This window comes from Bradyrhizobium sp. USDA 4538, assembly GCF_024171045.1.
In the GTDB taxonomy this organism is placed as follows: Bacteria; Pseudomonadota; Alphaproteobacteria; order Rhizobiales; family Xanthobacteraceae; genus Bradyrhizobium; species Bradyrhizobium australafricanum.
In genome coordinates this window covers 8659104-8672258 of record NZ_JALJZE010000001.1, presented here as the reverse complement: position 1 = coordinate 8672258, position 13155 = coordinate 8659104, and the positions used below count along the sequence as shown (strand labels likewise).

Annotated in this window: 11 protein-coding genes and 1 pseudogene; 10 read left to right on the top strand and 2 right to left on the bottom strand. The window is 65.2% G+C overall.

Annotated elements, in window-relative coordinates:
• The first annotated feature begins 75 nt into the window (after positions 1-75).
• Together J2R78_RS40055 and J2R78_RS40050 are read left to right on the top strand one after the other, a co-directional pair.
• The gene (locus J2R78_RS40055; RefSeq protein WP_253609114.1) at positions 76-1488 is read left to right on the top strand and encodes a sensor histidine kinase; all 1413 of its coding nucleotides are present in this window, start codon (positions 76-78) and stop codon (positions 1486-1488) included.
• Positions 1489-1662: 174 nt separating this feature from the next.
• On the top strand, positions 1663-2043 hold the full coding sequence (locus J2R78_RS40050; protein WP_253609113.1) for a DUF5071 domain-containing protein: 381 nt from the start codon (positions 1663-1665) through the stop codon (positions 2041-2043).
• 149 nt (positions 2044-2192) lie between these two features.
• Here J2R78_RS40050 and J2R78_RS40045 read toward each other — a convergent pair whose 3' ends face one another.
• On the bottom strand, positions 2193-2963 hold the full coding sequence (locus J2R78_RS40045) for an enoyl-CoA hydratase (protein WP_253609112.1): 771 nt from the start codon (positions 2961-2963) through the stop codon (positions 2193-2195).
• Positions 2964-3184: 221 nt separating this feature from the next.
• Here J2R78_RS40045 and J2R78_RS40040 point away from each other — a divergent pair, with 221 nt between their 5' ends.
• The 3 genes from J2R78_RS40040 (at position 3185) to J2R78_RS40030 (ending at position 5460) form a co-directional block, all read left to right on the top strand.
• Positions 3185-3736 (top strand): PaaI family thioesterase, encoded by a 552-nt coding sequence (locus tag J2R78_RS40040; protein ID WP_253609111.1) that lies wholly within the window; start codon positions 3185-3187, stop codon positions 3734-3736.
• Between the two features lie 60 nt (positions 3737-3796).
• Entirely contained in the window at positions 3797-4408 is a 612-nt protein-coding gene (locus J2R78_RS40035; protein ID WP_253609110.1) for a TetR/AcrR family transcriptional regulator, read from the top strand.
• A gap of 215 nt (positions 4409-4623) precedes the next feature.
• Positions 4624-5460, top strand: coding sequence for an IS5 family transposase (locus tag J2R78_RS40030; protein ID WP_253605076.1), 837 nt, complete (start codon positions 4624-4626; stop codon positions 5458-5460).
• A 47-nt stretch (positions 5461-5507) separates the two neighbouring features.
• Here J2R78_RS40030 and J2R78_RS40025 read toward each other — a convergent pair whose 3' ends face one another.
• Positions 5508-6422, bottom strand: a complete 915-nt coding sequence (locus tag J2R78_RS40025; RefSeq protein ID WP_225641331.1) for a LysR family transcriptional regulator — start codon at positions 6420-6422, stop codon at positions 5508-5510.
• A 121-nt stretch (positions 6423-6543) separates the two neighbouring features.
• Between J2R78_RS40025 and J2R78_RS40020 the strand changes: the two genes are divergently transcribed.
• The 5 genes and pseudogenes from J2R78_RS40020 to J2R78_RS40000 all read left to right on the top strand — a co-directional run bounded on the left by J2R78_RS40020 (position 6544) and on the right by J2R78_RS40000 (position 13154).
• A complete protein-coding gene (locus J2R78_RS40020) occupies positions 6544-8040 on the top strand; it encodes a CoA-acylating methylmalonate-semialdehyde dehydrogenase (RefSeq protein WP_253609109.1) in 1497 nt (498 codons plus the stop codon).
• Positions 8041-8160: 120 nt separating this feature from the next.
• Complete coding sequence (locus J2R78_RS40015) at positions 8161-9306, top strand: isobutyryl-CoA dehydrogenase (protein WP_229191190.1); 1146 nt, start codon at positions 8161-8163, stop codon at positions 9304-9306.
• Positions 9303-10385: an enoyl-CoA hydratase/isomerase family protein gene (locus J2R78_RS40010; RefSeq protein WP_253609108.1), complete on the top strand. Its 1083-nt coding sequence runs from the start codon at positions 9303-9305 to the stop codon at positions 10383-10385. Before J2R78_RS40015 ends, J2R78_RS40010 begins: the two co-directional genes overlap by 4 nt.
• Before the next feature lie 25 nt (positions 10386-10410).
• Positions 10411-11299: pseudogene (gene mmsB, locus J2R78_RS40005) on the top strand (3-hydroxyisobutyrate dehydrogenase).
• A 130-nt stretch (positions 11300-11429) separates the two neighbouring features.
• Positions 11430-13154 carry an AMP-binding protein gene (locus J2R78_RS40000; RefSeq protein WP_253609107.1) on the top strand — a complete coding sequence of 575 codons (1725 nt, stop codon included), beginning with the start codon at positions 11430-11432 and terminating at the stop codon, positions 13152-13154.
• The last annotated feature ends 1 nt before the right edge of the window (position 13155 follow it).

Here is a 13155-nt window from a genome sequence, read left to right as displayed (position 1 = left end):
TGTCGTAGATCATTTTCTACGCTCCCATTTCCAGTGCCAAGTTCCAGTGCCAGGCCTTTTTCGTTTGATATTGTAATGCTCCGTCTTTTGACCCGCCTTGGACTGCGCTTCGACGACATCGTCGAGGAGCGCCGATTTGTAGACCAGTACGTGCGGGGCAATATCGGCTGGACGCAGGTCGCGATGCTGCTCGGCGCCTTCACCTATGCCGGATATGCGTTCTGGGATTGGGTGCTCTATCCCGACGTCGTGGCGACCACGCTAGCGATCCGCGGCGGGGTCGCCGTGCTGGTCCTGCTGCCGCTCACCGCCTTGCTCTCGGTGCCGGCGATGAAGCCGTGGGCCGAGACGATCTTCCTCGTCTATTGCGTCGTTCCAGGCTGCGTGCTGCCGAGCGTCTACCTCGTGCTGCCCTCCGGATTCACCTATGCGGCACCCGGCGTGATGATGGTAATCCTGTTCGTCTCGACCATGCTGCCGCTGCGGATCGGGCCGCTGGCCGTGTTCTGTCTCACGACGTGGATTGCGCTGTGCATCGCTGAATCGCTCGGGCCGGCGTTGCCGCCGGGGCTGCGCTTCATCAATCATTCCCTGGTCCTCAACGCCTTTGCGCTGTCGCTTTACGCCGTCGCCGCCCGCGAGTTCCGCGCGCGCCGGCAGTTTCGGACGGCGCAGGCGCTGAAGCAGGAGAAGGAGCGCTCGGAAGCCTCGTTGCGCGATCTGCACGCGACGCAATCGCAGCTCGTGCAGGCCGAGAAGCTGGCCTCGCTCGGGCAGCTCGTCGCCGGTGTCGCACACGAGGTCAGCACGCCGCTTGGCCTGGCGCTGACCACGTCGACGACGATGGAGGCGGACCTTCGCGCGATGGGCGAGGCGCTGAACGGCGCAGCCGTCCGGCGCTCCGACCTGACAAGGGGCATTGCACGGATCGAGAACGGCCTTCGACTGACCTCGGAAAACCTGCATCGGGCATCCGAGATGGTGCACAGCTTCAAGCAGGTCGCCATCCACCAAGCCGACGAGGAGCGCCATACATTTGAGCTCGGCGGATGGCTCTCCGAGCTGATCGCAAAGCTCGGGCCGCTGCTGTCCCGTCAGGGATTGATCGTCGAACTCGACTGCCCGCAAGGCATCGTTCTGAACAGCTATCCCGGCGCGCTGGCGCAGGTGATCAGCAACCTGGCGTTCAACGCGGCGGCGCACGCTTATCCCGACGGCCGCGGCGGACGCTTCACCATGACGGTGACGCAGCCGGATCAGGCGCTCGCCCGGATCGCCTGCGCCGACCAAGGCGTCGGCATCCGCGAGGATCTGCAGGCCCGCGTGTTCGATCCGTTCTTCACCACCGGGCGGGAGCGGGGCAATATCGGCCTCGGCCTGCACATCGCCTTCAATACCGTGGTGTCGTCGCTCAGCGGCCGGATCGCGCTGGAGAGCGAACCGGGCCGCGGCACGCTGGTGCTGATCGAGATCCCCGTCTCGAGCTGAGCGGGCGGGCCGACCTCGGGCCGGTGCAGGTGCCTGCGAACGCGCGGCGAAGGTCACCCGCAGCAGCGTAGCCCGGATGAGCGAAGCGATATCCGGGGCATCCGGCCCCGCGTGTGTCGGCGCTCATGCGGGCTACAGGTGCTACAAGCTTCAGCAACTCATGGGGAGTGGACGATGTGTTCCGACTTGGCAGCGCTGCTACCAAGAGACAAATTCGATACGGAGAGGGCCGAGGCCATCGTCGCCTTGGGTTTCCCAGCTGTCGAGCCGATCGTTCCGGCCCTGCTTGAATGGATGCAGGACATGAACTGGCCGGTCGCTCGAGTGCTGCAGCCATTTTTGGCGGGGATCGGTACGCCGCTCTATCCGCACCTTCGACGCATTCTGCAAACAGATGACGACGTTTGGAAGAATTGGACGCTGCGCTTCATCGTTGCGCAATCAGCAGAGCTGCAAGCAAAGCTTAGGACGGACCTTGAACGCCTTGCCACCAGCCCGACGGCAGGTGAACAGGCAGAAGAACTTGATATCGTCGCCAAGGACCTCTTGAGTTGACAGGCGCTGCTAAGCTAGTCGCATTCAGTTACCCGTAGCCCGGATGAGCGAAGCGAGATCCGGGGCATCCGGCCCCCGCATGTCGCTTCGCTCATGCGGGCTACAGATGACATGTCGCGGCGCTCATACGGGCCACAGGTGCTGAACCGCTACCGCTTCCGGTCCAAAAACCCCTGCAGCAGGCGCTGCGGCTCGCCGGTCTGGAACGACTTTCCGAACACGCCGACGCTGAGGTTCACCGACTCGGTCAACGGCAGCTCTTCCCATTGCCGCAACAGGTCCTTCTGGATCCGCAGCGCCTCGGGGCCGCACTCCAGCAGTGCATTGACGGTGTGCTCGACGGCGTCGTCGAGGCCGCCGGGTTTTGCCACGGTGTCGACCAGGCCCCAGGCGAGCGCAGTTTTGGCGTCGATGTTCTCCGCGGTCATCATCAGCCAGCGGGCGCGGCCCCAGCCGATCAAGCGCGGCAGCAGTGCGGCGTGGATCACCGAGGGGATGCCGACGCGCACCTCGGGCATGCCGAACATCGCGTCATGCGCGGCGACGCGGACGTCGCAGGCGGCCGCGACCTCGAGGCCGCCGCCGAGGCACCAGCCGGGCAGGCGGGCGATCACCGGCGCCGGGAATCTGCGCACGGCCTCGCAGAGGTCGCGCAGCCGGCTGATGAATGCTTCGGCGGATGTCTGGTCGAGCGTCGCCATTTCCTTGATGTCGGCGCCGCCGATCATGCTGCGCTCGCTTTCGCCGGCCAGGATCACCGCGCGGATGCTCGGATCGGCGGCCAGATGCTCAAAACCCTCGCGCACGCCGTTGGTGACCGCGGAACTCACGATGTTCAGCTTGCCGGCGTTGCAGATGGTGAGGCGGACGACGCCTCTGTCGTCGCGGGCGATGCCGCAGTGGGGATTGAGCATGTCCATGGAAAAGCCCCGGCGCAGGAATGGATCGACAAGTCATTTCGGGATGGTGCGCAAGCACCAGACCCGGAATCTCGAGATTCCGGGTCTGGTGCTTGCGTCGCCCCGGAATGACTTGCGCCATGTCCCGGACAAAGCATGGCTCTGTCAAGGGACCGGGTGCGGCGGTTGCGCCGAGGGATGCGGATCTATAGAATTATATGCGTCATATAAATGGAGCCGTCATGACCGCCGCCGAAAGCATCGATCTTCGTTCGCCCGATCTAACGCGCACCCGCGTGGTGGAATGGCAGGCGCCCGGACCGGTGGCGAAAGCGGCGCTGCCGATGTCCGGGATCGAGGCGATGCGCGCGATCCGCGACGGCCGGTTGCCGCCGCCGCCGATGGCCAAGCTGATCGGCTTCCGCATGGCCGTGGTCGAGCAGGGGCGCATCGTGATGGAACTCGAGCCGCATGAGAGCCTGGAAAACACCATCGGCCTGCTGCACGGCGCCACCGCCGCGGCGCTGCTCGATACCGCGATGGGCTGTGCGATCTCGACCATGCTGCCGGCGGGGCAGACTTCGGTGACGCTCGACCTCAAGCTGACCTATCTGCGGCCGCTGTCGGCACGGTCGGGCACCATCAGCGCCGAAGGCAAGGTGATCAAGCTCGGGCGCCAGACCAGCTACACCGAGGGCTTCGTCCGCGACGACAAGGGCAATCTTGCGGTGCACGCGACCGCGATGTTTTCGATGCTCGGCGGGGAACCGAAAGTGGCCGACAAGGCGAAATAACTGCAGCATTCCGGCCGCAAATCTGCTATTATATGATTAGAAACATTCCATGAGACCGGCATGCGCTATTCGAAAGAACACAAGCAGGAGACCCACGCGCGGATCGTCAAGAAGGCCGCGACGCGGCTGCGCGAGCGGGGCGCCCACGGCATCGGCGTCGCCGACCTGATGAAGGACGCCGGCCTGACCCATGGCGGCTTCTACGCGCATTTCGACTCGCGCGAGGCGCTGGTGATCGAGGCCTTCAGCTACGCGATGGACCGCGCCATAGAGCGCTGGCGCAAGGTCGCCGCGGACACGCCGCCGGAGAAGCGGCTTTCGACCATCATCGACGGCTATCTTTCGGCGGTGCACCGCGACGATCCCGGCCAGGGCTGCGCGATCCCGGCGCTCGGCGCCGAGATCGCCCGCGAGAGCCCGAAGACCCGCAAGGCGTTTGCCCTCAAGCTCGACCAGATGATCGACATGATGGCCGACCAGATCATCGACGTGCCGCGCAAGACCGCCCGCAAGCAGGCGATGGCGACGCTGGCGACCATGATGGGCACCATCGTGATGTCGCGCATCGCCGGCAGCGGCGAAATGTCCGACGAGATCCTGTCGGCGGGCCGCGAGGCGGTGCTGGGGCGCGCCGCTGGGGCCAAGGCACCGGCGAAGAAGAAGGTGAATTAGCGCTTTAAGCGCCAACTGGCGCGGCGCGCCTAATACTCGGTCCGTCACCCTGAGGAGCGCGCATCGCGCGCGTCTCGAAGGGTCGACGGCCACCAGCCGGGCCGTGCATCCATCGAGACGCGCTACGCGCTCCTCAGAGCCTGACTGAAAAATGAGTGAGTGATCTCAGTGGGGTGTGATTCCATCGGATTTGCAGAGATTCGAGGGAGAGCACGATGCCCTGGACCAAGATCACTCGGGAGCAATATCGGCGGGACGATCTGCGTTATGCAAGCGATATGACCGATGCGGAGTGGGCGCTGATCAGACGCCTGTTGCCGCGAGCGAACCGGCGCGGCCGGCCGCGTAAGACGGAGCTGCGTCGTGTGATCGAAGCGATCCTCTATATCGTTTCGACCGGCTGCCAGTGGCGGGCGTTGCCGCAGGAGTTCCCGCCCTATTCGACGGTGCAGGGCTATTTTTATAGATGGCGGGATACAGGCCGGTGGCAGAGGATTGTCAGCGTGCTTGTCCGACGGGCGCGAAAAAAGCTTGGACGGACACCGAAGCCGACGGCAGCCGTGATCGACAGTCAAAGTGCGCCGACCACCCAAGCTGGCGGACCGCGCGGCTACGATGCAGGCAAGCGCATCTACGGCCGCAAGCGGCATATCGTGACGGATACCAATGGCCTCCTCCTCGGGGTTCATGTTCATCCGGCCAACGTTCAGGACTGCCATGGCGCCGTACCGCTGCTGAAGAACGTGCGGATGAACTTCCCCCGGCTGCGCCACGTCTTTGCCGACCGGATCTACCGCGGAAATCAACTCCTCGACGCGCTCTCAGACTGCGGTCCATGGACTGTCGAGATCGTCGAGCGGCCTCAAGGCGTCAAAGGCTTCCAGCTTCTGCCGAGGCGGTGGGTGGTTGAACGCACATTCGCTTGGTTCGGCAGATGCCGCCGCCTCGCCAAGGACTTCGAGGCGACGGTGGCAACCGAAGCTGCCTGGCTGCTGATTGCACACATCAGGCTCCTGACCCGCAGACTCGCGGCTGCTGGTAAGGTTGGGTGACTTATGAGTCAGACTCTCAGGATGACGGGAATAACACGGTGTCCGCCTCACACCCCGCTGAACAGCGCGCGCTCGGCTTCCACCGTCTCGTAGATGTAGTCCGCCACCGCGCGGATGCGGGCGAGGTCCTTGCTGTCGGCGTGCATCAGCAGCCAGAAGGTGCGGGAGATCCGCACCTCGTCCGGCAGCACCGGCTGCAACTCGGGGTGGGCCGTTGCCATGAAGTGCGGCAGCACGGCGATGCCGAAGCCGGCGATGGTGGCGTTGAGCTGCGCGATCAGATTGGCGCTGCGGAATTTCGCCGAGATCTTCGGCGAGACCTGCGGCAGATAGTCGAGCTCCGGCGTGAACAGGAGCTCCTCAATGTAGCCGACGAAGCGGTGCCGCGGCAGGTCGGCGCGCGCAACAATTGCCGGCGCCTGGGCGAGATAGGCGGGTGCGGCATAAAGCCCGAGCGTGTAGTCTAGGAGCTTGCGGCCGACGATGCGGCCTTCCTTCGGCATGGTCAGGCTGATCGCGATGTCGGCCTCGCGCTTGGAGAGCGAGAACAGCCGCGCGGTGGCGACGAGCTGCAGATCGAGATCGGGATACCGCTCGGTGAACTTGACCAGCCGCGAGGCCAAAAAGTGGCTGCCGAAGCCGTCGGGCGCGCCGATCCGCACCGTGCCGGTGAGGTGGGCGCGCGAGCCGCCGACCGCCTCCTGGTTGGCGACGATGGTGGATTCCATCGCCTCCGCGCTGTCGGCGACGCGCTGGCCGGCCTCGGTCAGCAGATAGCCGGTCTTGCGCCGATCAAACAGTTTTGCGGAGAGGTGGCGCTCCAGCCGGTCGACACGGCGGATCACTGTGGCATGATCGACGCCGAGCTGCTTGGCGGCAGCCGAAACCGACCCGCCGCGCACGATGGCAAGCACGAAACGGAAGTCGTCCCAGTCGATTGTGCCGCCGCCTTGATCCAGCATTTCCGCACATCTATGGTGCAATTTATCGGACTTGAATCCCATAAAATGCAGGGTCAATAGGGTTTGTAAAGCGATCCCGCCGCGAGGAGCGGCGATTCAGGTGCTTCAGGGAGGTTTTTCCATGCGCTCAATCGGACATTTCATCGGTGGCAAGGAGGTCAAGGGCACGTCGGGCCGTACGGCTGACGTCTTCGAGCCGATGACCGGCGACGTCCAGGCCAAGGTGGCGCTGGCCTCCAAGGCCGAGCTCCGCGCCGCGGTCGAGAACGCCAAGGCCGCGCAGCCGGAATGGGCCGCCACCAACCCGCAGCGCCGCGCCCGCGTCATGATGCGGTTCCTCGAGCTGGTGCAGCGCGACTACGACAAGCTCGCCGAGCTGCTGGCGCGCGAGCATGGCAAGACCGTTCCCGACGCCAAGGGCGACATCCAGCGCGGCCTCGAGGTCGCCGAGTTCGCCTGCGGCATCCCGCATCTGATGAAGGGCGAGTACACCGAGGGCGCCGGCCCCGGCATCGACATCTATTCGATGCGCCAGCCGCTCGGCGTGGTCGCCGGCATCACGCCGTTCAACTTCCCGGCGATGATCCCGATGTGGAAGTTCGCGCCGGCGATCGCCTGCGGCAACGCCTTCATCCTCAAGCCATCGGAGCGCGATCCCGGCGTGCCGATGATGCTCGCCGAACTGATGATCGAGGCGGGCCTGCCGGCCGGCATCCTCAACGTCGTCAACGGCGACAAGGAGGCGGTCGACGCCATCCTCGACGATCCCGATATCAAGGCGATCGGCTTCGTCGGCTCGACCCCGATCGCGCAGTACATCTACGAGCGCGCCGCGCAGACCGGCAAGCGCTGCCAGTGCTTCGGCGGCGCCAAGAACCACGCCATCGTGATGCCGGATGCCGACATGGACCAGACGGTCGATGCGCTGATCGGCGCCGGCTACGGCTCCGCCGGTGAGCGCTGCATGGCCGTCTCGGTCGCGGTGCCGGTCGGCAAGACCACCGCCGACCGCCTGATGGAGAAGCTGATCCCGCGCGTCGAGTCGCTCAAGATCGGCACCTCGGTCGATCCGTCGGCCGATTACGGCCCGCTGGTGACCCGCGAGGCGGTCGAGAAGGTCAAGAGCTACATCGACATCGGCATCAAGGAAGGCGCGACGCTCGCGGTCGACGGCCGCGGCTTCAAGATGCAGGGCTACGAGAAGGGCTTCTATCTCGGCGGTTCGCTGTTCGACAACGTCACCAAGGACATGCGGATCTACAAGGAAGAGATCTTCGGCCCGGTGCTCTCGGTGGTGCGCGCCCACGACTATCACGAGGCGCTGGCGCTGCCGTCCGACCATGACTACGGCAACGGTGTCGCGATCTTCACCCGCGACGGCGACGCCGCGCGCGACTTCGCCGCCAAGGTCAATGTCGGCATGGTCGGCATCAACGTGCCGATCCCGGTGCCGATCGCCTATTACACCTTCGGCGGCTGGAAGAAGTCCGGCTTCGGCGACCTCAACCAGCACGGTCCGGACTCGATCCGCTTCTACACCAAGACCAAGACGGTGACCTCGCGCTGGCCGTCCGGCGTCAAGGAAGGCGCGGAGTTCTCGATCCCGACGATGAAGTGATTTCCGGGAACGTCATTGCGAGCGCAGCGAAGCAATCCATCTATCCCCCGCGTGGAAGATTGCTTCGTCGCTTCGCTCCTCGCAATGACGGTGGGGTAACCTTCAGGGCTAGGCGGCGAGATGCAGTTCGCTCTCAACGAGGACCAGATCGCGGTTCGCGACATGGCGCGGGCGTTTGCGGCGGAGAAGATCGCGCCGCACGCGCTCGAATGGGACGAGACAAAGCACTTTCCAGTCGACGTGATGCGCGAGGCGGCAGGCCTCGGCATCGGCGGCATCTATATCAAGGACGATGTCGGCGGCTCGGCGATGACGCGGTTCGACGCGGCGCTGATCTTCGAGGCGCTGGCGACGGGGTGCCCGACCACGTCGGCCTTCATCTCGATCCACAACATGGCGTCCTGGATGATCGATGCCTACGGCAACGACATCCAGCGCCACACATGGCTGCCGAAGCTCTGCACCATGGAGCTGATCGCGAGCTACTGCCTGACCGAGCCGGGCGCCGGCTCCGACGCGGCCGCGCTGCGCACCCGCGCGGTGCGCGACGGCGATCATTACGTGCTCAACGGCCAGAAGCAGTTCATCTCCGGCGCCGGCAGCACCGACCTGCTGGTGGCGATGGTGCGCACCGGCGGCGACGGTCCGGGCGGCGTCTCGACGCTGGTGATCGACGGCAAGACGCCGGGCGTGTCGTTCGGCGCTAACGAGCGCAAGATGGGCTGGAATGCGCAGCCGACCCGCGCTGTGATGTTCGAGAACGCGCGCGTGCCGGTCGCGAACCGGCTCGGGGAGGAGGGCATCGGCTTCAAGATCGCGATGGCCGGCCTCGACGGCGGCCGCCTCAACATCGCGGCGTGCTCGCTCGGCGGCGCGCAGGCGGCGCTCGACAAGGCGTTGGCCTACATGAAGGACCGCAAGGCATTCGGCAAACGCCTCGACGAATTCCAGGCGCTGCAATTCAAGATCGCCGACATGGCGACCGAGCTGGAAGCCGCACGCACCTTCCTGTGGCGGGCGGCCGCCGCGCTCGACCGCAAGGATCCGGACGCTTCCATGCTGTGCGCGATGGCAAAACGGTTTGGCACCGATGTCGGCTTCGAGGTCGCCAACCAGGCGCTGCAGCTGCATGGTGGCTACGGCTACCTCAGCGAATACGGCGTCGAGAAGATCGTGCGCGATCTGCGCGTGCACCAGATCCTCGAAGGCACCAATGAAATCATGCGGCTGATCGTGTCGCGCAAGTTGATCGAGGGCGCGCGATGAATGATGCGGCAGCAGCCGAGGGCGACCTGATCGCGCGCAAGGAAGGTTCTGCCGGCATTATCCGGCTCAACCGGCCGAAGGCGATCAATGCCGTGACGCTGGAGATGTTCCACGACATCGACAGGGCGCTCGATGCGTTCGAGGCCGATCCCGATGTCGCTGTCATCGTGCTGGAGGGCGCGGGCGAGCGTGGCCTGTGCGCCGGCGGCGACATCCGCGCGCTCTGGGAGAGCTCGAAGGTCAAGGGCGATCTCGGCAAGATCCTGTGGCGCGACGAATACATCCTCAACGCGCGGATCAAGAAGTTCCCAAAGCCCTATGTCGCCTTCATGGACGGCATCGTGATGGGCGGCGGCGTCGGGCTGTCGGCGCATAGCCGCCACCGCGTGGTGACGGAGCGGACCAAGCTCGCGATGCCCGAGGTCGGCCTCGGTTTCTTCCCCGATGTCGGCGGCACCTATCTGCTGTCGCGCTCGCCGGGTGAGATCGGCACCTATTTCGGGCTCACCGGCACCACCATGAACGGACCCGATGCGATCTACGCCAAATTCGCCGACGCCGTGGTGCCGAGCGCAAAGCTGCCGGCGCTGCGCGAGGCGCTGACCAAGGTTACGCCGGGTACGAGTTCGGCCGAGATTGATCGGCTGATCGGAGGCTTCGCCACTAGCGAGAGGGCTGGCCCTGTCGCCGCGATGCAGGCCAAAATCGACGGCTGGTTCGCACACGGCCGGATGGAGGACGTCGTCGCCGCGCTGACGGCCGACGGATCGGATATGGCGCAGGCCACGCTAAAGACGCTCAGTGAGAAGTCGCCGCGCGGCATGGTGGTGACGCTGAAACTGCTGCGGCTGGCGCGCGCGACCGCGACGCTGGAAGAGTGCCTGAAGCGCGAATATCGCGCCGCGCTCGAGGTGTTCGCCAGCGACGATTTCCGCGAGGGCGTGCGCGCAGCCGTCATCGACAAGGATCGCAATCCGACATGGTCGCCGGCCGGGATCGAACAGGTGACGCCGGAGATGCTCACGCCTTACTTCGCCGAGATCGGCGCTGACGAATTGAAATTTCCCGACAGCAAATAGAAACGTCGCAAGCGGAGGACTTCCCATGGCAAACGTCGCATTCATCGGGCTCGGCAATATGGGCGGGCCGATGGCCGCCAATCTGGTCAAGGCCGGCCACAAGGTGACCGCGTTCGATCTGGTCGCAGCGTCTCGCGATCAGGCCAGGAGTGATGGCGCCGCGATCGCCGAGAGCAGCGTTGCTGCGGTGAAGGGCGCCGATGTCGTCATCACCATGCTGCCGGCCGGCAAGCACGTGCTCGGTGTCTGGAACGAGGTGCTGCCCGCGATGGCCAACGGCGCGCTGATCATCGACTGCTCGACCATCGACGTCGAAAGCGCAAAAGCAGGCGCATGTGCTGGCTGCCAAGCACGGCATGGCCTCGGTCGATGCGCCGGTCTCCGGCGGCACCGGTGGCGCCAAGGGCGCGACGCTGACCTTCATGTGCGGCGGCGAGCCGAAGGCATTCGCGGCCGCCCAGCCGATGTTGGCAAACATGGGCAAGAAGATCGTGCATTGCGGCGCGGGCGGTGCGGGGCAGGCGGCCAAGATCTGCAACAACATGATCCTCGGCATTTCCATGATCGCGGTCGGCGAGGCTTTCGTGCTCGCCGAAAAGCTCGGCCTCTCGCACCAGGCGCTGTTCGACGTCGCCTCGACCTCGTCGGGACAGTGCTGGTCGCTGACGACCTATTGCCCGGTTCCCGGCCCGGTGCCGACGTCGCCGGCCAACAACGATTACAAGCCGGGTTTTGCTTCGAACCTGATGGTCAAGGACCTGACCCTGGCGCAGGACGCCGCCAATGCCGCCGGCGCGGTCACGCCGCTCGGCAAGCACGCGCAGGAGATCTATAAGACCTTCGACGCGTCGGGCCACGGCGGGGTCGACTTTTCCGGAATTATCCAGCACGTTAGGGCCCTTGCCCCGAAGTAAATCGCCGTCATCCTGAGATGCGAGCGGAGCGAGCCTCGAAGGATGGAAAGATGGTGTCCGTGGCCATCCTTCGAGACGCCGCGCAATGCGCGGCTCCTCAGGATGACGACAGAATACGTGGTGAAGCCGGATGACCACATTTCAGGACGCACGCGCCTTTCTGCTCAAGCACCGCACCGACTACGACGCCGCGGTGAAGGGATTTCGCTGGCCCGATCCGGTGCCGTTCAACTGGGCGCTCGATTGGTTCGATGCCGAACTGGCGCGAAATCTTGACAGCCGCGACCGGCCGGCGCTGTGGATCGTCGATGCCGCCAGCGGCAACGAGACCAAGCTTTCCTTCGCCGAGCTGTCGCGCCGCTCAAGCCAGGTTGCAAATTTCCTGCGCGCGCAGGGGCTGAAGCGCGGCGATCATCTGTTGCTGTTGCTCGGCAATGTCGTGCCGCTGTGGGAGACCATGCTGGCGGCGATGAAGCTCGGCGTCGTCGTGATCCCCGCCACCACGCTCTTGACCGCGGATGAATTGCGCGACCGGCTCGATCGCGGCAAGGCGAGGGCGGTGGTTGCCACGCAGGATCAGGTCGCGAAATTCGCAGGCCTCGGCAGCGACAAGCTCGTCCGCATCGTGGTCGGCGCGACACAGGCGCAGGACGGCTGGCTGCCGTTCGAGGATGCCGCCAAGCAGTCCGACGCATTCACGGCCGATGGCCCGACCAAGGCCGACGACCCGATGCTGCTCTATTTCACCTCGGGCACCACGGCAAAGCCGAAGCTGGTGCGGCACAGCCAGCGCAGCTATCCGGTCGGCCATCTCTCGACCATGTACTGGATCGGCCTGCAGCCCGGCGACATCCATCTCAACATCTCCTCGCCCGGCTGGGCCAAGCATGCCTGGAGCTGCTTCTTCGCGCCGTGGAATGCCGGCGCAACGATCTTTATCGCGAACCAGCCACGCTTCGAGGCGAAAGGACTGCTCTCGATCATCGGCCGCTGCGGAGTGACCACGCTGTGCGCGCCGCCGACGGTGTGGCGGATGTTCATCCAGGAGGACCTTGCGAGCTTCAAGGTCTCGCTGCGCGAGGTGTGCGGCGCCGGCGAGCCGCTCAATCCGGAGATCATCGACCAGGTCAAATCTGCCTGGGGGCTGACCATCCGCGACGGCTACGGCCAGACCGAAACCACCGCGCTGGCCGGCAACTCGCCGGGACAGAAGGTCAAGGTCGGCTCGATGGGCCGGCCGCTACCGGGCTATCGCGTGCAGGTCACCGACAATGACGGCCACGCCGCGAAGGAAGGCGAGGTGACCTTGCTGCTCGGCGCGGATCGGCCGGCGGGCCTGATGCAGGGCTATCAGGGCGACGACGGCAAGCTGATCGGCACCGACGGCGAGATCTATCGCAGCGGCGACGTCGTGTTCACCGATGACGAGGGGTATCTGACCTTCGTCGGCCGCACCGACGACGTGTTCAAATCCTCCGACTACCGCATCTCGCCGTTCGAGCTGGAAAGCGTGCTGCTGGAACATGACGCGGTGGCCGAAGCCGCCGTGGTGCCGAGCCCGGACCCGATCCGGCTGGCGGTCCCGAAGGCCTATGTGCTGCTGGTATCAGGCGTCGAACGAACGCCGGAGACCGCGCTGTCGATCTTCAAACATTTGCACACGCGGCTCGCACCGTTTAAACGCATCCGCAAGCTCGAGCTGGTCACCGAACTGCCGAAGACGATTTCTGGAAAAATCCGTCGCGTGCAGTTGCGCCGGCTCGAACACGACGATGTCAGAAGCGATGCGTTGCGCGGGGTCGAGTTCCGCGAGGAAGAATTTCCGGAGCTGCAGAAGGTGCGGACCTCCGGTTAGC